Raw genomic sequence first — 19,854 nt, forward strand, 5'->3', positions numbered from 1 at the left:
GGGGAAGTAGACGGCAAGGCCCTTGTAGGGCCGCGCGGGTGACGGCGGGGGCCGTACCGGATCTCACCTTCCGGTACAGCCCCCGCCGCTTCGCGCGCTACCCGCCTTCCGCGGCGCGGGTGATGGCGCTCTCCACGGCGGCGACCCGGTCGGCGAGCAGTCCCAGTGCGGCCACCGCGCGGGCCGCGGCGTCGTCGCCCGCGCCGCCGAGGGCGCGCTCCCGGGCGTGGGCGGCGGTGATCTCGGCCCAGCGGGCGGCCTGCCGGGCGGTCAGCGGCCCGCGCAGCGCGGCCAGCTTCAGCAGGTCGGCCTCGGCCCCGGCGGCGAGGGTCGCCGCCTGGGCGGTGTAGTGGTCGTCCACCACGGCCGCCAGCTCCGCACCGTCCATCACCGGGGAGATCCGGGCGGCGATCCGGTTCATGTCGCGGTAGGAGCCCTGGAGCCGGAACGGCGGCTCGGCGCGGGCCGCGTCACCCTGGGCGGCCGAGGCGAGATAGGCCGCGTTGACGGCGAGGACGGTGCGGCGGGCGGCCAGCAGGTGGCGCAGCACCGCGAGGACGCGGTCGAGTTCGGCCGGCGGGTAGGGGTGGGCGAGCCGGTCGCGTGCCGCCGTCGGGTCGCCTTCGGCGAGGCGGACCAGCAGTTCCAGGTCGGCGCGGTCGCGGGCGGCGAGCGGGGCCAGGTCGGGCTGGGAGGTGAGGGCGTTCTCCACGAAGCTGAGGGCGAAGGCGTCCTCCTTGCCGGTCAGCGCGTCGCCGAGGTTCCACACGTGGGCGCGGTTGGCGAGCATGTCGGGGACGCGGAAGCGCCGGCCGGACTCGGTGTAGGGGTTGCCGGCCATGCACACGGCGAACCGCTTGCCGCGCAGGTCGTGGCCGTCCAGGGTGCGGGTGGCGTCGCACAGCGGGACGAACCGCTGGAGCAGCTCGGGCGAGGTGTGCTGGATGTCGTCCAGGTACAGCAGCACGTTGTCGGCGGCCCGCAGCGCGAAGGCGATCTTCTCCAGCTCCCGGCGGGCGGAGGCGTCCGGCGCGGCGGCCGGGTCCAGCGAGGTGGTGGCCTGCCCGAGCGCCGGGCCGTCCACCTTCACCAGCAGCAGGCCCAGGCGCTCGGCGACGTACTCGACCAGCGTGGTCTTGCCGTAGCCCGGCGGGGAGAGCAGGAGCAGCAGGCCGCCGGAGCCGGTGCGCTCGCGGCCCGCCGTGCCGAGCTGCCCGGCCAGGCTGCCGCCGACCAGCGGCAGGTACACCTCGTCGACCAGGCGGCCGCGGACGAAGCCGGGCAGCGGGCGGGGGCGGTGGTCCTCCAGCCGCAGCCTGCGGCGCTCGGCCTCCAGCAGCGCGGCGCGGCGGCGCTGGTAGGCGCGGAAGCCGGGGGCGGCGGTCGCCGCGAAGCGCGCGGTCCGGGCCAGGAACTCGTCCAGTCGGACGGTGAGCGCGCCGCGCTCGATCCTCGGGTGGACGCCGAGCAGGCCGTCGGCGACGGCCACCGGAGCGCCGCCGGTGCCGGGGTCGTAGCGGGTGAGGTCGGGGCAGACCTCCATCGCCACCGCCTCGGCCAGGTCCCCGGGGGCGGGCGGTTCGGCGCGGGCGGCGGCGTACGCGGTGAGCCAGCCCTCCACCAGGCGGCGGCCGCCCGCGAGGTCCCCGGCGGCCAGTCGGTCGCGTACGTCGTGCGCGTACGGGGCCGGGTCCCCGGCCGCGCGGCGGAAGTCGGTCAGCAGGGCGCGGGCCGCCGGGCCTGCCACGAAGGACTCGCCGGTCGCCAGCTCCTCCACCAGGTAGGCGGCGGCGCCCTCGTCCAGCCCGCTATCCTCGGCCAGTTCGCGCCGCAGGGCGTCGAGTCCGGGTGCGGTGCCGAAGACGTCCCGGGCGCGGGCGAGGGAGGCGGCCTGGCGGGCCCTGGCCCGCCGCACCTCCTCCGGCTGCGCCGCCCAGGCCGTCTGGGCGGCGGCCCGGTCGGCGGCCGGGTGCCGCAGCAGGCCCGCCCGCCGGTGCAGCCGCACCAGAACGTCCAGGATCACCGCCGCGTCGTGGTCGTGCACCCCGCGCTCGTAGCCCTCGTCGTAGGCGGCGGCGGCCGCCCGGCGCACCAGCTCGGGCAGCCGTGCCGGGTCGGCGGCCAGCGCGGCGGCCCCGTGCTCGGCCAGCAGCCTGGCCGCCAGGTGCTCGCCGCGGTACACCTCGGCGTCCTCGGACGGCAGGTGCCGGTCCCAGTAGGGGCGGGTGTCGGCGAAGCCGGGGTCCTCGACGGGGGCGCGGTAGTCGGTGCCGGTCAGCGCGAAGACGGGGACGCCGTCCGGGCCGGGCAGCAGGGTCAGCTCGGGCGGACGGGTGGTGACGGTGAACCGGTGGGCCCCCAGCCGCAGGGTGGCGCCGCCGTCGGCGTACAGCTCGGCCCGGTCCCTCAGGGTGCGGGCGGTCTCCTCCCGTACGGCGGTGAGCCGCCCTTCGAGCTCCTCGGCCCGCGCGGTGTCGCCGAGGTCGCGCAGCTCGGCGGCGCTGCGGCGGACCCCCGCCACCATCGGGTCGGCGGCGAACAGGGCGGCGGCGTCGTCCGGTCCGGCCAGGGCGGCGGCCCGCCGGGCGACGGCGGCCAGCACCCGGTGCGCGGAGGCGGCCAGCCTCTCGGCGCGCCGGACCCGCTCGTCCAGCAGGGACTGCCGGCGGGCGGCGAAGGCGTCCTGCACCTCGGCCCGCCGGTCGGCGATCTCGGCGAGCCTGCCCTCGTGGCCGGCGAAGCGGGACTCCAGGGCGTCGAGCCGCACCAGCAGCCCGGCCAGCTCGGTGTCGCACGCCTGCGGGGTGGCGGCGGCGGCGAGCGCCCCGCCGACCGCCTGTGCCAGCAGTCCGCACTCCGCCGCGTAGGCGGCCCGGTCCTCGGCGTCGGTCAGCTCGCGCCGGCGGGCGGTCAGCACGGCACGGGCCCGGTTGAGCGCGGCCAGCACCTCCGCGATCCGCTCCAGGACGGCGGTGCGCACGGTGGCGTCGCCGGCGTCCAGACCGGTGACCGTCTCGGTGAGGGCCCGCAGCCCGGCGGTCTGCTCGTCCAGCTCGTCGGCCAGCGGCCCGGCCCCGGCGGCGGTGGCCAGCGCCCCGGCCTCGGCGACCAGCTCGGCCGCCCGCTCGTGGTGGCCGGCGAAGGCGTCCGCGCGGCCGAGGAAGTCCACCGCCCGGCGCGCGGTGTCGGCGAGGTGGCCCCCGGTCCGCTCCGCCAGGGCGTCCACGGCGGCCGTGTCCGCGTACCGCTGCTCGCGCAGCGCGGTCAGCCGCCCCCGGGCGCGGCGCAGCGCGGTGATCCGGTCGATCCACTCCCCCGCGTCCGCCGCCTCGCCGCGCGCCCGCCGCACCAGGCCCCGCAGGTGCGCGGCCGCCTCGGCGAGCGCGGCGGCCGCCCGGTCGGCCAGCTCGCGCACGGCGGCCCGCTCGTCCAGCATCCGCTGGGCGGTGGCGCGCACCTGCGCCAGCGGGGTGTCCAGGTCACCGGTGCCCGGCTCGCCGAGCCAGGGGTGCCGCTCGGCCGCCCGCGCGCAGGCGGCGACCAGCGCCGCGTACGGCTCGCCGGGTCCGTCCCCGGCGGCGTCGGCGGCGTCGGCGGCGTCGGCGGCCTGGCGGGCCAGGGCGAGGCAGTCGGAGACGCCCCGCACCAGGTCGGCGTTGCCGATCCGGGCGAGCGGGCCGCCGCCGGGCCCGTCGGCGGCCTCGGCAGCCGTTTCGGCAGCGGCCTCGGCAGCCGCTTCGGTGGCGAAGGGCGTGCGCCAGATCCGCACCGGGTGGCGGCGGCCCGGCTCGCCGTCCTCCGGGCGCAGCAGGATGAGCCGGCCGTCGTCGGCCAGCGCGTACCCGTGGCAGGGCATCGGGGCGGCGGCCCGCCGGCGTACCGGGTCGTAGGGCAGCAGCAGCGCGCGGCCCTCGGCGTGCGCGTGGAAGGCGTACAGCACCTGGTCGCCGCCGGGTGAGCGGACGACGCGCTCCAGCCGCAGCCCGTCGGTGCGCGCCGTGTCGAAGGTGCGCACCTCGCCGGTGGCCAGGCAGTAGCCGCCGGGGAAGACGACGCCCTGGTCGTCGGGGAGCCGGTGGCAGGAGCGTCCGACGGCGTCCAGCCGGGCCACCGCCCCGGTGGGGGTGTGCACGACGAGGTGGCGGGCCTGCTCCTCCTTGTACGGGCGCACGCGCAGCAGGACCAGCGGGCCGACCACCGCGTACGCCACCTCGGCGTCCGCGAGGGACTGCAACGGCTCGTCGACCGGCTCCTCGTACACCCCTTCCGCGCGCTCGGTGTCGTCCTCGGTCTTCAGGGTGAGCGCGCCGCCGGCGGCCGAGACGAACAGCGCGCCGCCGGCCACCGCGATGTGCGGGTGCCGGCCGGGCCGGTGGTCGTCCCGGGTGGTCCCGGTCCACGCGAAGTCGTGCGGCTCGGAGACGGTGTGGTCGCGCTCGCCCCGGGCGTCCAGGAACCGCGCCGCGCCGTCCGCGGTGAGGGACCAGCGCAGCACCCGCAGGTCCTCGGCGCGCTCCCCGGTGCGGAACACCGCGAGCAGCCGGTCCTCGACGCGGCGCAGCCGCACCAGCCGGGCGTCCTTGAAGTAGCGGTGCAGCGCCTGGTGTTCGCGGACGAAGGCGGGGTCGTCCAGCAGCCCGGGCACCTCGGTGTCCGGCAGCGGCGCCAGGTCCCGGTCGTACAGCGCGAAGACGTCGGCCGGTGTGCCGGTGCGGTATCCGGCGAGCAGCACCCCGCCGACGGCGATCAGGTCGCCCGGCACGGCGTCGTCCCGGGTGCGCAGGCGCCCGCTGCCGGTCAGGACGGTCTCCCCGGCGCCGTACGCCGCGACCCGCGCGGCCTCCAGCGCCTCCGCCCGCCGCGCCAGCTCCCCCGCCTGCCGCCGCAGCCGGTCCCGCAGCACCTCGTGGGCGCCGTGGTCCGCACGGAGCGGTGCGCCGCCGGCCGGACCGGCCTCCTGCGCCGTCATCACCATCGCGCTCCCCGCTCTCCCTCTTCGTCGTGCGTCCTGCGGTCCTGCGGTCGTGTCGCGCCTGCGCACTCCGTACGCAGGGGGGTGTCCCGGAGCTGCCGCCCCCCGCGCGGCAGCTCCGGAAGCCGGGTGGGACCGGGTCACCGGGGCTTGCCGACGGCTTCCCGTCCGCCGGCGCCGGCCAGCTCGGCCACCGGCATGTCGGCCAGGCCCAGTTGCCGGGCCCGGTCGAGGAGTTCGCCCGCCTGGCCCGCGCCGGCCGCCGGCAGCAGCTTGGTCAGCTTCGTCAGCAGCGCGGACACTGTCAGGTTGCGCACGTCCTCGGTGGACACCGAGCCGAGCACCTTCGCCAGGTCCTCGGTGAAGGAGGCCGAGCCGTCCAGCCAGGGGCCGGCCAGGGTGCGCGCGGTCTTCGAGCCGTCCATGAAGCCGTCCACCGCCTTGCCCAGCGAGATCGAGGACACCAGCCGGTCCAGGAAGACCGACTCCCCGCCGACGATGTTGATGTCCGCGCCCTCCAGGCCGGTGGCGAGCACCGTGGCCTGCGCCTCGGCAACGTGCCGCCGGGCCTCCAGCTCGGCGAGCCGCACGTCCGTGTCCGCGGCCAGCCGCAGCCGGTACTCCTCGTGGGTGCGCGAGGCGTCGTCCAGCGCGGCCATCGCGGCCGCCTTCTCGGTGAGGCCGGCGGCCTCCGCCTTGAGCTTCTCGCCGATCGCGGCGGCCTCGGCGAGCGCCTTCTCCCGCAGGCCGGCGGCCTCCGCCCGCAGCCTCGCCTCGACGGCCTGGGCCTCCGCCCGGCCGGCCTTCTCGATGGCGTCGGCCTCCTTCTCTCGGACCCGCACGGCCGCCAGGCCCTCGGCTGCGGCCTCCGCCTCCAGGCCCTCCGCCGCCCGGGTGCGGGCGCGGGCGTCCAGGTCGGCGGCCTGGTGGCGGGCCTCCGCCAGGGTCAGCTCCTCGGCGGCGCGGTGCACCGCGGCCTGCTCGGCGGCCTCCGCGGCCTTGATGTCCTTGACCAGCCTCTCCTGGGCCGCCGCCTCGGCCGCGATGACGACGGTCTGCCGGCCGCGCTCGGCCTCCTCGACCGCGCGCAGGCGCTTGATGGACTCCTCCTGCTCGGCGACCGTGCGGTCCACCGCCACCCGCTCGCGGATCACCTCGGCGATCTCCCGGCGCTCGGCCTCGACCTCCTTCTCGGCCGCGATGCGGGTCAGCTCGGTCTCCCGGTCGCGGGCGATGACCTCCAGCAGCCGGTCCTTCTCGATGCGCTCGCTCTCCACCGCGATGACCCGCTCGCGGTTCTTCTGGGCGACGGCGACCTCGCGGGCCTGGTTCTCCCGCTGGACGCCGAGCTGCTCCTCGGTGCGCAGGAAGGCGCTCTGGGCGCGCAGCCGCTCCTCCTCCACCACCCGGGCGGTCTCGGCCTCCTCGCGGGCCCGTACGGTCTCGATCTCCCGCTTCTGCTTGATCTCGGCGTCGGCCTGGCGGCGTTCCAGCTCCAGGATGGCCTCGCGGGCGTCGACGTTCTGCCGGGTGATCTCCTTCTCCTCGGTGCGCTGGTACTCGTTGGTGCGCACGTGCTCCACGGCGGTCAGCTCGGTGATCTTGCGGATGCCCTGGGCGTCGAGGATGTTGGCGGCGTCCAACTGCGCCAGCGGGGTCTGCTCCAGGTAGTCGATGGCCGCGTCCTCCAGGCTGTAGCCGTTGAGGTCGGTGCCGATGGCCTGGGCGACCTTGATGACGTCCTCGGTCGTCTTGTTGACGCGCACGAAGAACGAGATCCGGATGTCGGCGCGGATGTTGTCGCGGCAGATCAGGCCGTCGCGGCCGGTGCGGCTGATGTCGATGGCCTTGACCGAGATGTCCATCACCTCGGCCTTGTGCAGTACGGGCAGGACCACCTGCCCGGTGAAGGTGACGTCGACGGTGCGGGTCTTGGAGACGATGAGGGCCTTGCCCTGTTCCACCTTGCGGAACAGCTTGCTGACCACGAGCAGTACGGCGACGACGATGAGCAGGACGACGGCGACGAGCACGCCGAGGCCCCAGGAGATGGCGTCCATGAGGAATCCCCGGTTCGGGTTCGGATACGGGTGGTGCGGGCGGGAGCGGGAGCCGGGTCAGCCGAGGGGCGGCTGCGGCCGACGGGGGTTCAGGGCCGGGTCGAAGGGCGCGACCCAGAAGAACTCGCCGGCCTCGTCGTAGGCGTACAGCAGCCCCGTGCTGCCGTGGGCGAGCGGTTCCTCCGGTCCGGCGGGCGGCGCCTGCCGCACCTGTACGAGGGCGGTGGAGCCGTCCCGGGCGGTGACCTCGGCCTGGCCGAAGCCGCCGTCCACCCGGCCGGTGCGCACCACGCAGGTCAGGCCGGTGAAGTCGTGCCGGGACGGGCCGGGTTCGCCGGGCAGCAGCCGGGCCAGCGGGCGGACCAGCGCCCGGGTGAGCCGCCATGCGCCGTAGAGGGCGGCGAGCAGCACCGCCACGTCGAGGACGTGGACGGTGCCGGCCGGCCAGCCCGTGCGCGTCGCCAGCACCGAGCCGCTGACGGTCAGGAACCAGGCGAGCGCGACGAACAGCGAGCCCGACACCGCGACGGGCGCGCCGCCCAGGTGGAGCGCGTCGGCGTCCAGGTCGGCGTCGAAGACCTCGGGGTCCGCGGCGCCGGCCAGCACCAGCAGCCAGAAGCCGACGACGACCACCAGGGCGGCGGTGAACAGCACCGCGGGGAAGGTCCCGGTCGCGTACAGGAACTCGTCCACGGCTCTCCCCCTTCGCCTGACGGCGCACGACGACACTTCCGGAGTCCGGCAGTCATGCCGTACGCCGCCTCCGGCCGCTCCGATCGTGGCAGACGGGGAGGGGGTCCCACATTGCCGTTCCCCGGCAGTCTTTATGCTTCCTTGATGCCGAGTCCGCGGGAGGGGCGATGACGGAACCGGGCACGTCCGGGAACGAGTTGGCCGCGTACGCGCGCATCCTCACCGAGGTGTGCGCCACCGGGCGGCGGCTGAGCCGGGACGAGACGGCGACGCTGCGGGCGCACGGCGAGCGGGCCGCCGAGGCCGGCACGGGGCTGCGGGCGCTGGTGCGGGACCGTCTGGCCGCCGCCGAGGAGGTGCGGGCCGGTCTCGACCGGGCGGCCGCCGGCCATCTGCTCACGGCGGTGACCCAGGCGGTGGACGCCTTCGCCGAGGGGCACGAGCGCGCCCAGCGGCTGGCCATCCGGCAGCAGGAGGCGGCACGGCGGGAGTTCATCGACGACCTGCTGTACGGCCGCAACGACACCGGGCAGCTCGCCGCGCAGGCGGAGCGGTTCGGGCTGCTGCTGTCCCACGCGCACGCGGTGGCGGTGGCGGAGGGGCCGAGGCCCTACGAGGACGGTTCGGCCGTGACCCGGGGCGTCGAGGCGGCGCTGATCGCGCGCTTCGGCTACCGCCGCATCCTGCTCAGCACCAAGCACGGCCGGCTGATCTGCGTCGCCCCGGGCGACCAGGGCGGGTTCCTGCGGCACTTCGCCAAGCAGGCGTACGCCGCGACCGACGGCGGCCGGGTGGCCATCGGCCGGGCGCACCCGGGCGTCGGCGGGGTGGTCCAGTCCTACGAGGAGGCGCTCAACGCGCTGGAGGTGGCCGCCCGGATGGGCCTGGACGGGCCCCGGTGCTGCACGCCGCCGACCTGCTGGTCTATCCGGTGCTGGCCCGCGACCGCACGGCGATGGCCGACCTGGTGCGCTCGGTGCTGGACCCGCTGCGGCAGGCCCGCGGCGGCGCCCGGCCGCTGCTGGACACCCTCACGGCGTACTTCGACACCGGTTGCGTGGCCGCCGAGGCGGCCCGCCGGCTGTCGCTGAGCGTCCGCGCGGTGACCTACCGGCTGGAGCGCATCCACCGCCTCACCGGCGCCGACCCGGCCGACCCGGCCGACCGCTACACCCTCCAGACCGCCGTCATCGGCGCCCGCCTCCTCGACTGGCCGGCACGGCCCCTGTGACCCGCCCGCTCACGTGCCGCCGAGGACCGGCAGCAGCGCCTCCTCCTCGTAGCGCAGATGGGCCTCCAGCTCCTCGGTGAGCCGCTCCACCTCCCGTAGCACCGCCGCCGGTTCGGCGTCCTCGGCGGACACCGTCCGCTCCAGCTCGGCCAGCAGTGCGGCGACCCGCTCGTGCTCGCGGCCGAGCCGGTCGAGCACGGGCTCCAGGTGCGGGTGCTGCCGGGCGAGGGCCGGGAACATCATCCCGTCCTCCCCGGTGTGGTGGGTGTGCAGGCCCCCGCAGAAGGTCAGGCAGTTGATCCGGAGCTGCACGCCCAGGCCGCCGGTCCCCTGCTCGGCGACCTCCTTGCGGATCAGCTCCAGCTCCCGCCGGAAGCCGTCGTGGATGCCGGTGAACGCCTCGGCGAAGCCGAGCCCGCCGAAGTCCGGCGGTCCGGGCGCCTCGGTGAGCGCGACCACCGGAATGACCCGGCTGGTCCCGGCCTGGTAGGCGGCCCAGCCCCGGTCGGACTCGACGGCTCGCGCGAAGGCCCGGTCGCGCTCCTCGCCGGTGAGGACGGCGGCGTCGGCCTGGTAGGTGAAGACGCCGCTCTCCACGGTCACCCGTGGAGTGGCGCGCAGGTTGTGGTACCAGGCGGGGTGGCGGGGCGAGCCGCCCGCCGAGGCGATCACCAGCACCCGGCCGTCGCCGTCCGGGTAGTAGCCGAGCGGAGTGGTGTGCGGCCTCCCGGAGCGGGCCCCGGTGGTGGTGAGCAGCAGCAGGCGGGCGCCTGCGAAGTGGCCGCCCACCGTGCCCCGGTTGGCGCGGAACTCCGCGATGACGGAGGCGTTGAAGTCGTGGGGAACGTCGTGGGTCACATCGTCGCTTTCTCTTCTGTGGAGGCGAGGGCGTCCCCTGCGGGGAGGTGTCTCGTACGCGAAGGAGAAAGCGGAGGCGGCGGAGCCCTGGCGGCCCGCCCCGGCGTCACGCCGAGGCCGGGCGACCTGTCTGTGCACGGCCCCTACGGGCCGACCCGGCAGTCATGGCGTCAACTTAGACAAGACGCCGCGGCTCGTCAACGGCGCGGCCGGGTGCGGGGGTCGTGGCTCAGAGCGGGGCCTGGGCGGCTTCCAGGAGGCGGGCGGTCTCGTCGGTGCACAGGCGCAGCGCGTTGCCGACGGTGACGAGCACGTCGCGCTCGTCCTCGGTGTACGCGCCGTCGCCGAGCGCGATCCGCGCGCCGGTGAAGAGGATCGACTCGCGGCCGGTGGGGGCGAGGTGCGGGGTGAGCGGTTCCAGGGCCTCGTGCAGCTCGATGGCGAGGGCCGCCCCGCAGGGGGCCTCCGCGCCGGCGAGGTAGCGGCCGGTGTCGGCCTCCAGCGCGGCGATCAGCGAGGTGAGGCTGTCGGCGGTGCAGTCCTCGTACCCGGCGGCGCGCACCGCGTGCACGGCGTGGCGCAGCACGGCCTCGGAGCCGGTGCCGCCGGCGGCGAGGACGGCGAGGGCGACGGTGTGCACGGCGTCCCGCAGCATGGCGGAGAAGCGGGCGGTGGTGGGGTGGTCCAGCGCGTCGGTGCCGAAGTGGCCGTGGCAGGCGGCGCATTCGACCACCGGGCCGGTCTCGCCCCGCGACAGGGTGGGGACACCGAAAAGAGTGAGCCGCCGACGGCCCGTACGCCGCCGGTAGTTGCGGTCGCCGCCGCAGCCGGGGCAGAAGAACTCGCCGTCGCCCACGGTGTTCCACGAGGTCGAGACGGACCAGATGTGCACTCTGCGCGTGTGTGATCGCGTGTGTGATCCTCGTGCGGGCAGCACGTCGCACCTCCCAGAACCGTCGGCCACTCTGCCGCGTTGGCGTGATGTTAGCCACATCGATCCGGTGGCGTCAGCACCTCGGCGAGAGATCGCCACCCATAGGCGACGACATTGGCCGAACCTCGCCCTCCGGATCACCGGAAGGCCGCGGCGGTCGGGGGCGTGCGCGTCAGCGGGTGGCGCGGTTGACCGCGGAGATCACGGCCTTCAGGGAGGCGCGGGTGGTGTTGGCGTCGATGCCGATGCCCCACAGCACCTTGCCGTCGATGGCGCACTCGATGTACGAGGCGGCCTGCGCGGAGGCGCCCTCGCTCATGGTGTGCTCCTGGTAGTCCAGCAGCCGCACGTCGATGCCGATGGCTTGCAGGGCGTCGAAGAAGGCCGAGATGGGGCCGTTGCCGGAGCCGGTCAGCACCGTCTCGGCGCCGTCCACGATCGCCTCGGCGGTCAGCGTGTCCGTGCCGTCCTTGTCGCTGGTGGTCTGGCCGGAGCGGAGCTGGATGCGGCCCCAGGCGTTCTGCGGGTTGGGCAGGTACTCGTCCTGGAAGACCGACCAGATCGCGCCCGGGGTGACCTCGCCGCCCTCGGCGTCGGTCTTGGCCTGGATGATCCGGGAGAACTCGATCTGCATGCGGCGCGGCAGGTCCAGCTTGTGGTCGTTCTTCAGGACGTAGGCGATGCCGCCCTTGCCGGACTGGGAGTTGACCCGGATGACCGCCTCGTAGGAGCGGCCGACGTCCTTGGGGTCGATCGGCAGGTAGGGGACGGCCCACTCGATGTCGTCCACGGTCTTGCCCGCGGCGGCGGCGGTGGCCTCCATCGCGTCGAAGCCCTTCTTGATGGCGTCCTGGTGGGAGCCGGAGAAGGCGGTGTAGACCAGGTCGCCCGCGTAGGGGTGGCGCGGGTGGACCTCCATCTGGTTGCAGTACTCGCTGGTGCGGCGGATCTCGTCGATCTGCGAGAAGTCGATCTGCGGGTCCACGCCCTGGGAGAAGAGGTTCATGCCCAGGGTGACCAGGTCGACGTTGCCGGTGCGCTCGCCCTGGCCGAACAGGCAGCCCTCGATGCGGTCCGCGCCGGCCATGATCGCCAGCTCGGCGGCCGCCACCGCCGTGCCGCGGTCGTTGTGCGGGTGGACGGACAGGCAGACGTGCTCGCGGCGGGACAGGTGGCGGGACATCCACTCGAAGCGGTCCGCGTGCGTGGAGGGCGTCGAACGCTCCACCGTGGCGGGCAGGTTCAGGATGATCTCGCGGCCCTCCTCGGGCTGCCAGACGTCCATCACGCCCTCGCAGACCTCCAGGGCGAAGTCCAGCTCGGTGTCGGTGAAGATCTCCGGGCTGTACTGGTAGCCGAAGACCGTCTCGTCGCCCAGCAGCTTCTCGGCGTACTCCATCACCAGCCGGGTGCCGTCCACGGCGATCTGCCTGACCTGCTCCTTGGTGCCGCGGAAGACCACCCGGCGGAAGGTGGGGGCGGTGGCGTTGTACAGGTGGACGGTGGCCCGGTGCGCGCCGCGCAGCGACTCGACCGTGCGCTCGATGAGCTCCTCGCGCGCCTGGGTCAGCACGGAGATGGTGACGTCCTCGGGGATCGCGCCGTCCTCGATGATGGAGCGCACGAAGTTGAAGTCGGTCTCGCCGGAGGAGGGGAAGCCGACCTCGATCTCCTTGTAGCCCATGCGCACCAGCAGGTCGAACATCTCCCGCTTGCGGGCCGGGCTCATCGGGTCGATCAGCGCCTGGTTGCCGTCCCGCAGGTCGGTGGAGAGCCAGCGCGGGGCCTTGGTGATCCGCTGCTCGGGCCAGGTGCGGTCGGGGATGGCGACGGCCTCGTAGGGGCCGTACTTGTGGATGGGCATCCCGGACGGCTGCTGGAAGTGGGCCGCGTTGGTGATGGGCGTGGGGCGGCCTACGGGCTGGGACATCTGCGTGGGCTCCTCGGGTGTCGTCCGCGGAGGGTCTCTCGCGGACTTCCGTCGTGCAGGACGGCCGACTGGCAGCACCGGACTCCGCGGGGAGGGGGTCGGCCTACGACTACAGGCCCTCGCCGCGGCAGCTAAGGAGAAGCAGCCCGAAACGCATGATGCCCGGCAGCCTAACCGAGGGGGACGGGAAGTGGCGGTGCCGTTTCAGTATGCGGGATCGACGCCGCGGTCCGTCAATCGGTCATATATCACTTTTTATGGCGCACTCTCGTCACCTCCGGTGACACCTCTGCGGCACAGTGTCACGCTCAGTGGATGAAACGCATCCACGCGCCCGTGCTGTGCGCCATCGTCCCGCCCCATCTGCTCGACCGACTGGCGAGCGCCGAGGACCCGGACATCGCCCAGGCCGCCCGCCGCACCCTCGCCCACGACGCCTCGCTGCGCGCCGCCCGCCGGGCGGGCGTCGCCCCCGGCGTCCCGCCGGCTCTCGCCTCGGCCGAGCCCGCCGCGCCCGAGCCGCGCCGCACGGTGTACGACGCCGGGCACCGCACCGCCCTGCCCGGCGTCCGGGTGCGCGGCGAGGGCGAGCCCCCGCTGCGGGACGCCACCGTCAACCGCGCCTACGCCGGCCTGGGCGCCACCCACGACCTGCTCTGGTCGGTCTACGCCCGCGACTCCATCGACGCCGCCGGCCTCCCGCTGAACGCCACGGTCCACTACGACCGCGACTACGACAACGCCTTCTGGAACGGCGGCCAGATGGTCTTCGGCGACGGCGACGGCCGGGTCTTCCTCGACTTCACGCTCGCCCTGGACGTCATCGCCCACGAGCTGGCCCACGGCCTGACCCAGTACACCGCCGACCTCGCCTACCAGGGGCAGTCCGGCGCGCTGAACGAGTCGGTCTCCGACGTCTTCGGCTCTCTGGTCAAGCAGCGGGCCCTGGGCCAGAGCGCCGAGGAGGCCGACTGGCTGATCGGCGCCGGCATCCTCGCGCCCGGCGTCTCGGGCCGGGCCCTGCGCTCCCTCAAGGCCCCCGGCACCGCCTACGACGACGACGTCCTGGGCAGGGACCCGCAGCCGGCCCGGATGGCCGACTACGTGCGCACCAGCAGCGACAACGGGGGCGTGCACATCAACTCCGGCATCCCCAACCACGCCTTCTACCTCTTCGCCACCGACCTCGGCGGCCGCTCCTGGGAGCGCGCCGGACAGGTCTGGTACGACACCCTCGCCGGCGGGCGACTGGCCGCGGACGCCGACTTCGCCGACTTCGCCCGCCAGACCGTCGCCTCCGCCCGCGCCCGCTTCGGCCGCGGCGGCCCGGAGGACGAGGCCCTCGTCAAGGCGTGGTCCACGGTGGGCCTGCCGACCGAGGAGGACGCCTGACCCGCCCTCCGGCGACCTGGACGGCGCGCCCCGGCCGCCGGAGGATACGACCATGGCGGTGACCATGCGGATCTCGGTGACGCGCGCCGGCGGCTTCGCCGGCATCGAACGGCGGGCGTCGGTGGACACCGCGGCCCGCCCGGATGCGGCCGCATGGCACGCCCTGGCGGAGCAGGCCCTCGCGGACGGCCCCCGCACACCCCCCTCGGCCGTCCCCGACGGCTTCACCTACACCATCGCCGTCGACGGCCGCACCGTGCGCTGCGCCGATCCCGCCCTCACCGACGCCCAGCGCGAACTGGTCAGCCGGGTGCTCGGCGAGGGCGCCTGAGCGGGCCCGTCAGCGGAGGCCCCGGAGGAGGAGGGCGACGAGGCGTCGGGGGTCGTAGCGGGGATCGTCGTCGCGGCCGGCGCAGAGGTTGCCGATGCCGCGCATCAACTCGTACGGCTGGACGCCGGGCCTGATGTCGCCCGCCTCGGCCGCCGCGTCCAGCAGCCGGGCGCAGACCGGCAGCAGCCGGTCCAGGAACGCGCCGTGCAGGGCGGCGAAGCGGTCGCTGTCGGACCGCAGCGCGTCGGCCAGGCCGTGCTTGGTGACGAGGAAGTCGACGAACAGGTCGACCCACTGGCACAGGGCGTCGAACGGGGAGCCGGCGGCGGCCAGCAGCGCGGGCCCGGCTTCGGCGCACGCCTCGATCTGGTGCTGGTACACGGCGGCCACCAGGTCCGCCCGGGTCGGGAAGTGGCGGTAGACCGTGCCCATGCCGACGCCGGCCTCGGCCGCGATCCGGCGGATCGGCGCGTCGACGCCCGAGGTGACGAACACCGAGGCCGCGGCGGTGAGCACCGCCTCCCGGTTGCGCTGGGCGTCGGCCCGCCGGCCCCGGGACGGCCCGTCCCCGGCGGGGCCCTCGGCGGGACGCTCGTCGGGACCAGGGGCCGGACCCTCGGCCGGACCCTCGGCCGGACCCTCGGCCGGGCCTTCGGCAGGACTCTCGGCGACCATCGCGCACTCCCTCGACCGACCCTCATTGACAAACCGGAACACCGCTCCGAATACTAAACGGAGCGACGTTCCGATTGAGTCTAGCCGAAGCGGGCCGCTCCGGTCCGCCCTGTCCTCCCCAGGAGGGAACCACCATGAACGCATCCGCATCCGCGTCCGCAGCCGCGTCCGCCACCGCCGGCCTCCCGGCCGCGCCCGTGCCGGTCCTGTCCTACAGCCCCGTGGTCCTGCCCGTGCCCGGACGCCCCGTGGACCTCCGGATACGGGTCTCCGCGCCCGCCACCGGAAGCGGCCTGCCCGTCATCCTGCTCTCCCACGGGCACGGCCCCTCGAACCACCTCTCCTCGCTCAACGGCTACGCGCCGCTCGCCGACTTCTGGGCGTCGCACGGCTTCGTGGTCGTCCAGCCCACCCACCTCACCTCCGCCACCCTGGCGCACCTGGTCGCCGACGCCCCCGGCGCACCCTTCTTCTGGCGCTCCCGGGCCGAGGACATGAGCCGCGTGCTGGACCGGCTCGACGACGTCGAGCGGAGCGTGCCGCAGCTCGCCGGGCGGATCGACCACACCAGGATCGGCCTCGCCGGGCACTCGTTGGGCGGCTTCACGGCCTCGCTGCTGCTGGGCGCTGGGCTCACCGACCCCGACACGGGGAAGCCGGTGCACCTGACCGAGCCGCGTATCGCGGCGGGCGTGCTGCTCGCCTCGCCCGGCCGGGGCGGCGACGTCCTCAACGGGCCGATGGCCGAGCGGTGGCCGGTCATCGGGGCCGTCGACTTCTCCACCATGACGGCACCGGCCCTGGTCGTCGCCGGCGACCGGGACGACTCACGGCACTTCACCGACCTGGGGCCCGACTGGCACGCCGACCCCTACCACCTCGCCCCGGGCCCCAAGTCCCTGCTCACCCTGTTCGGCGCGGAGCACGGACTCGGCGGGATCGCCGGGTACGACGCCGCCGAGACCACCGACGAGAACCCGGCGATGGTCGCCGCCCTCGCCCGGCTCACCGCCGCCTACCTGCACTCCCGGCTCACCCCCGGCTCCCCCGCCTGGCCGGACGCCCGCGCGGAGCTGACGAGCGGGCCGGGGGCGGTGGGACGCGTGGAGTCCAAGTAGCCCCGGGCCCCCGCCCGGGGGCGGGATCAGAAGCCGAGGCGGCGGAGCTGCTTGGGGTCGCGCTGCCAGTCCTTGGCGACCTTCACATGCAGGTCGAGGAAGACCGGGGTGCCGAGCAGCGCCTCGATGTGCTTGCGCGACTTGGTGCCGACCTCCTTCAGCCGGGCGCCCTTGGGGCCGATGATGATGCCCTTCTGGCTGGGGCGCTCGATGTAGACGTTGGCGTGGATGTCCAGCAGCGGCTTGTCGGCGGGGCGGTCCTCGCGGGGGATCATCTCCTCGACGACCACGGCGATGGAGTGCGGCAGCTCGTCGCGGACGCCCTCCAGCGCGGCCTCGCGGATCAGCTCGGCGACCATGACCTGCTCCGGCTCGTCGGTGAGGTCGCCCTCCGGGTAGAGCGCCGGGGACTCCGGCAGCAGCGGGACGAGCAGGTCGGCGACCAACTGCACCTGCTTGCCGCCGACCGCCGAGACGGGGATGATCTCGGCCCACTCGAAGCCCAGCTCGTGGCCGAGCCGGTCGACGGCGATGAGCTGCTCGGCCAGCGTCTTGGAGTCGACCAGGTCGGTCTTGGTGACGATGGCGACCTTCGGCGTCTTGCGGATCCCGGCCAGCTCCTTGGCGATGTACTTGTCGCCGGGGCCGAGCTTCTGGTCGGCGGGCAGGCAGAAGCCGATCACGTCGACCTCGGCCCAGGTGGTGCGCACCACGTCGTTGAGCCGCTCGCCGAGCAGGGTGCGGGGCTTGTGCAGTCCGGGGGTGTCCACCAGCACGAGCTGGGCGTCCGGGCGGTGCACGATGCCGCGCACGGTGTGCCGGGTGGTCTGCGGGCGGTTGGAGGTGATGGCCACCTTCTGCCCGACCAGAGCGTTGGTGAGGGTGGACTTGCCCGCGTTGGGGCGGCCGACGAAGCAGGCGAAGCCCGCCCGGTGGGCGGCCTCGGAGCCGGGGGTCTCGGAATCAGGGGTGCGCACGCTCATGGGGGCCATTCTCCCCGATCCCGGGCCCCGCCCCGTACCGCTGCCCGGACACCCGTACGAGACGGGGCCCGGGTGGCCGGAGAGCTCGGCGGTCAGCCGGCGGTGACGGTGGCGCGCAGGGCGCCGTCCGGGCCGGCGAGCAGCACGGGGGTGCCGGGGCCGCCGAGGTCGCGGACGGCGGCCCGGTCCTCCTCGGCGGCGGCGTCGGCGGCGGAGACGACGGCGGCGGCCTCCAGCGAGGTCGCCCCGCTGGCGACGGCCATCGCCACGGCGGTGCGCAGCGCGCTCAGCTCCAGCGAGGGCAGGGCGACCGTGCCCGCGACGTAGGTGCGGCCGGTCTCGTCGCGGACGGCCGCGCCCTCGGCCACGCCGTTGCGGGCGCGGGCGCTGCGCGCCAGGGTGATGATCTTGCGGTCCTCGGCGGAGAGGTCGTCGGAGGAGGGCTGGCTGCTCTGCGTCATGCCCCGAGCATAGGGCGGGCGCGGCCGACGGCTACGGCCGGTCCAGGCGCAGTCGCACGGCCCTGGGCAGTCCGGCCACCACCAGGTCGTAGGAGTCCTCGATCAGCTCGCGGAGCCGGGTGTCGGGCAGGGCGCCGACGGTGACGGTGTTCCAGTGGCGTTTGTTCATGTGGTAGCCGGGGGCGATGGCGTCCGGGTGCTCGGCGCGCAGCCGGACGGCGTCGTCCGGGTCGCACTTGAGGTTGACCGTCAGCGGTCTGGCCCCGAGCGCGGAGAGGGCGAAGAGCTTGCCGGCGACCTTGAACACGGAGGTCTCCGGGTTGAACGGGAAGTCCTCCACCGTGTCGTTGAAGGAGAGGCAGAAGGCGCGCAGTCGCTCCGGGGTCATACGAGGGGTCGTACGAGCGGTCATGCGGGGGCCTCCTGCCTCTCGGTCACGCGGCCGGTTCCTTCTCGACCGGTTCGGCGAGCACGGTGACGATCTTGTTGCGGCGGCCGGCCGGGGACTCGGCGGTCAGCCGCAGTCCGCGCCCGTCGGGCAGCTCCACCTCGGCGGCGGCGCCGGCGATGGGCACCCGGCCCAGAGCCTTGGCGAGCAGTCCGCCGACGGTCTCCACGTCCTCGTCGTCGTAGGCGTCCAGGCCGAACAGCTCGCCGAGGTCGCGGATGTCGAGGCGGGCGGTGACCCGGAAGCTGCCGTCGCCGAGCTTCTCGACGGGCGGCAGCTCGCGGTCGTACTCGTCGGTGATCTCGCCGACGATCTCCTCCAGGATGTCCTCGATGGTGACGATCCCGGCGGTGGAGCCGTACTCGTCGATGACGACGGCGCAGTGGTTGCGCTCGCGCTGCATCTCGCGCAGCAGGTCGCCGGCGTTCTTGGTGTCGGGGACGAAGCTGGCGGCCCGCATGGCGGTGGCGACCTGGTCGGACTCGGCCTCGCGGTTGACGTGCGTCTTGCGCACCAGGTCCTTGAGGTAGACGATGCCGACGATGTCGTCCTCGCTGTCGCCGGTGACCGGAATGCGGGAGAAGCCGGAGCGCAGCGCGAGGGTGAGGGCCTGGCGGACGGTCTTGTACCGCTCGATGGAGACCAGGTCGGTGCGCGGCACCATGACCTCCCGGACCAGGGTGTCGCCCAGCTCGAAGACGGAGTGCACCATGCGGCGCTCCTCGTCCTCGATGAGCGACTCCTGCTCGGCGTAGTCGACCATGGCGCGCAGTTCGGCCTCGGAGGCGAAGGGGCCCTTGCGGAAGCCCTTGCCGGGGGTCAGCGCGTTGCCGATGAGGATGAGGAGCTGCGGGACGGGGCCGAGGACCCGGGCCAGCGGCAGCAGCACGTACGCGGAGGCGGTGGCGGTGTTCAGCGGGTGCTGGCGGCCGATGGTGCGGGGGGAGACGCCGACGGCGACGTAGGAGACGAGGACCATCACGCCCACGGCGACCAGCAGGGCGGCCCAGGTCTCGCGGAACTCCTCCAGGCAGGCATAGGTGACCAGCACGCCGGCGGCCATCTCGCAGGCGACCCGGATCAGCAGCGCGAGGTTGAGGTAGCGGGTGGGGTCGGAGGTGACCTGGGCGAGCTTGTCGGCGCCGCGCCGGCCGTGCCGGACGGCCTCGGCGGCACGGAAGCTGGAGACGCGGGCGAGCCCGGCCTCGGCGCAGGCGGCCAGCCAGGCGACCACGAGCAGGGCGACGGCGCCGCCCACGAGGGGGGTGCTCATGACACGGTCGGCGCCGGGGAGGGGCCGGTGAGGCCGTGCTCCGCGCGCCAGCCGTCGACGATCGCCGCCTGGAGGCCGAACATCTCGGCCTTCTCGTCCGCTTCCTCGTGGTCGTAGCCCAGCAGGTGGAGCACGCCGTGGACGGTGAGGAGCTGGAGCTCCTCGTCCATGGTGTGGCCGGTGGGCGCCTGCTCGCCCTGCTGGGCGGCGACCTCGGGGCAGAGGACGATGTCGCCGAGGAGCCCCTGCGGGGGCTCCTCCTCGTCCTTGGCCGGCGGACGCAGCTCGTCCATCGGGAAGGACATGACGTCGGTGGGTCCGGGGAGGTCCATCCACTGGATGTGGAGCTGCTCCATCGCCTCGGCGTCCACCACGATCACCGACAGCTCGGAGAGCGGGTGGATGCGCATCCGGTTGAGCGCGTACCGGGCGATGTCGAGGATCGCCTGCTCGTCGACCTCGGTTCCGGACTCGTTGTTGACGTCGATCGACATG

15 protein-coding genes and 1 pseudogene are annotated in these 19,854 nt (G+C 74.7%); 4 read left to right on the plus strand and 12 right to left on the minus strand.

Translation table 11 applies throughout. The annotated features are described in order from the left end of the window. Positions 1-97: 97 nt before the first annotated feature. From C6N75_RS05050 to C6N75_RS05060, 3 genes are all read right to left on the minus strand, one after another. A complete protein-coding gene (locus tag C6N75_RS05050; RefSeq protein ID WP_258177236.1) occupies positions 98-4,969 on the minus strand; it encodes a DNA repair ATPase in 4,872 nt (1,623 codons plus the stop codon). 143 nt (positions 4,970-5,112) lie between these two features. Then, positions 5,113-7,032 carry a flotillin family protein gene (locus C6N75_RS05055; protein ID WP_258177237.1) on the minus strand — a complete coding sequence of 640 codons (1,920 nt, stop codon included), beginning with the start codon at positions 7,030-7,032 and terminating at the stop codon, positions 5,113-5,115. Between the two features lie 57 nt (positions 7,033-7,089). Continuing rightward, positions 7,090-7,725 carry a hypothetical protein gene (locus tag C6N75_RS05060; protein WP_105867620.1) on the minus strand — a complete coding sequence of 212 codons (636 nt, stop codon included), beginning with the start codon at positions 7,723-7,725 and terminating at the stop codon, positions 7,090-7,092. Positions 7,726-7,892: 167 nt separating this feature from the next. On the opposite strand from C6N75_RS05060, the pseudogene C6N75_RS05065 reads away from it, so the two are divergent. Beyond that, positions 7,893-8,956: pseudogene (locus C6N75_RS05065) on the plus strand (PucR family transcriptional regulator). A 9-nt stretch (positions 8,957-8,965) separates the two neighbouring features. On the opposite strand, the gene C6N75_RS05070 reads toward C6N75_RS05065, so the two are convergent. The 3 genes from C6N75_RS05070 to leuA all read right to left on the minus strand — a co-directional run bounded on the left by C6N75_RS05070 (position 8,966) and on the right by leuA (position 12,678). Further along, positions 8,966-9,814 (minus strand): nitroreductase/quinone reductase family protein, encoded by an 849-nt coding sequence (locus C6N75_RS05070; protein ID WP_105867621.1) that lies wholly within the window; start codon positions 9,812-9,814, stop codon positions 8,966-8,968. 229 nt (positions 9,815-10,043) lie between these two features. Continuing rightward, positions 10,044-10,751, minus strand: coding sequence for a hypothetical protein (locus C6N75_RS05075; protein ID WP_105867622.1), 708 nt, complete (start codon positions 10,749-10,751; stop codon positions 10,044-10,046). 169 nt (positions 10,752-10,920) lie between these two features. Beyond that, on the minus strand, positions 10,921-12,678 hold the full coding sequence (leuA, locus tag C6N75_RS05080; protein ID WP_105867623.1) for a 2-isopropylmalate synthase: 1,758 nt from the start codon (positions 12,676-12,678) through the stop codon (positions 10,921-10,923). Between the two features lie 315 nt (positions 12,679-12,993). Here leuA and C6N75_RS05085 point away from each other — a divergent pair, with 315 nt between their 5' ends. Both C6N75_RS05085 and C6N75_RS05090 read left to right on the plus strand, forming a co-directional pair. After that, entirely contained in the window at positions 12,994-14,070 is a 1,077-nt protein-coding gene (locus C6N75_RS05085; protein ID WP_105867624.1) for a M4 family metallopeptidase, read from the plus strand. A 64-nt stretch (positions 14,071-14,134) separates the two neighbouring features. Next, entirely contained in the window at positions 14,135-14,401 is a 267-nt protein-coding gene (locus C6N75_RS05090; RefSeq protein WP_105867673.1) for a protealysin inhibitor emfourin, read from the plus strand. Between the two features lie 9 nt (positions 14,402-14,410). Here C6N75_RS05090 and C6N75_RS05095 read toward each other — a convergent pair whose 3' ends face one another. After that, positions 14,411-15,076 carry a TetR/AcrR family transcriptional regulator gene (locus tag C6N75_RS05095; RefSeq protein WP_105867625.1) on the minus strand — a complete coding sequence of 222 codons (666 nt, stop codon included), beginning with the start codon at positions 15,074-15,076 and terminating at the stop codon, positions 14,411-14,413. Between the two features lie 134 nt (positions 15,077-15,210). Between C6N75_RS05095 and C6N75_RS05100 the strand changes: the two genes are divergently transcribed. Next, a complete protein-coding gene (locus C6N75_RS05100) occupies positions 15,211-16,194 on the plus strand; it encodes an alpha/beta hydrolase family protein (protein ID WP_105867626.1) in 984 nt (327 codons plus the stop codon). A 26-nt stretch (positions 16,195-16,220) separates the two neighbouring features. Here C6N75_RS05100 and era read toward each other — a convergent pair whose 3' ends face one another. The 5 genes from era to ybeY all read right to left on the minus strand — a co-directional run bounded on the left by era (position 16,221) and on the right by ybeY (position 19,853). Beyond that, entirely contained in the window at positions 16,221-17,186 is a 966-nt protein-coding gene (era, locus tag C6N75_RS05105) for a GTPase Era (protein ID WP_105867627.1), read from the minus strand. A gap of 83 nt (positions 17,187-17,269) precedes the next feature. After that, the gene (locus C6N75_RS05110; RefSeq protein WP_105867628.1) at positions 17,270-17,638 is read right to left on the minus strand and encodes a cytidine deaminase; all 369 of its coding nucleotides are present in this window, start codon (positions 17,636-17,638) and stop codon (positions 17,270-17,272) included. Positions 17,639-17,669: 31 nt separating this feature from the next. Further along, positions 17,670-18,026, minus strand: a complete 357-nt coding sequence (locus C6N75_RS05115) for an MmcQ/YjbR family DNA-binding protein (protein ID WP_105867629.1) — start codon at positions 18,024-18,026, stop codon at positions 17,670-17,672. Between the two features lie 46 nt (positions 18,027-18,072). Beyond that, complete coding sequence (locus C6N75_RS05120) at positions 18,073-19,359, minus strand: hemolysin family protein (protein WP_105867630.1); 1,287 nt, start codon at positions 19,357-19,359, stop codon at positions 18,073-18,075. Next, positions 19,356-19,853: an rRNA maturation RNase YbeY gene (ybeY, locus tag C6N75_RS05125; RefSeq protein ID WP_105867631.1), complete on the minus strand. Its 498-nt coding sequence runs from the start codon at positions 19,851-19,853 to the stop codon at positions 19,356-19,358. Before ybeY ends, C6N75_RS05120 begins: the two co-directional genes overlap by 4 nt. Position 19,854: the final 1 nt, after the last annotated feature.

The sequence above is a fragment of the Streptomyces solincola genome (assembly GCF_002982015.1).
Taxonomy (GTDB): domain Bacteria; phylum Actinomycetota; class Actinomycetes; order Streptomycetales; family Streptomycetaceae; genus Streptomyces; species Streptomyces solincola.

What these genes read in the sequence shown, in the direction of transcription:
- C6N75_RS05120 (WP_105867630.1), bottom strand. Translation starts at nt 19,359, where the DNA reads ATGAGCACCCCCCTCGTGGGCGGCGCCGTCGCCCTGCTCGTGGTCGCC.
- C6N75_RS05050 (WP_258177236.1), bottom strand. Translation starts at nt 4,969, where the DNA reads ATGACGGCGCAGGAGGCCGGTCCGGCCGGCGGCGCACCGCTCCGTGCG.
- C6N75_RS05055 (WP_258177237.1), bottom strand. Translation starts at nt 7,032, where the DNA reads ATGGACGCCATCTCCTGGGGCCTCGGCGTGCTCGTCGCCGTCGTCCTG.
- C6N75_RS05095 (WP_105867625.1), bottom strand. Translation starts at nt 15,076, where the DNA reads ATGGTCGCCGAGAGTCCTGCCGAAGGCCCGGCCGAGGGTCCGGCCGAG.
- C6N75_RS05085 (WP_105867624.1), top strand. Translation starts at nt 12,994, where the DNA reads ATGAAACGCATCCACGCGCCCGTGCTGTGCGCCATCGTCCCGCCCCAT.
- C6N75_RS05090 (WP_105867673.1), top strand. Translation starts at nt 14,135, where the DNA reads ATGCGGATCTCGGTGACGCGCGCCGGCGGCTTCGCCGGCATCGAACGG.
- era (WP_105867627.1), bottom strand. Translation starts at nt 17,186, where the DNA reads ATGGCCCCCATGAGCGTGCGCACCCCTGATTCCGAGACCCCCGGCTCC.
- leuA (WP_105867623.1), bottom strand. Translation starts at nt 12,678, where the DNA reads ATGTCCCAGCCCGTAGGCCGCCCCACGCCCATCACCAACGCGGCCCAC.
- ybeY (WP_105867631.1), bottom strand. Translation starts at nt 19,853, where the DNA reads ATGTCGATCGACGTCAACAACGAGTCCGGAACCGAGGTCGACGAGCAG.
- C6N75_RS05115 (WP_105867629.1), bottom strand. Translation starts at nt 18,026, where the DNA reads ATGACCCCGGAGCGACTGCGCGCCTTCTGCCTCTCCTTCAACGACACG.
- C6N75_RS05100 (WP_105867626.1), top strand. Translation starts at nt 15,211, where the DNA reads ATGAACGCATCCGCATCCGCGTCCGCAGCCGCGTCCGCCACCGCCGGC.
- C6N75_RS05110 (WP_105867628.1), bottom strand. Translation starts at nt 17,638, where the DNA reads ATGACGCAGAGCAGCCAGCCCTCCTCCGACGACCTCTCCGCCGAGGAC.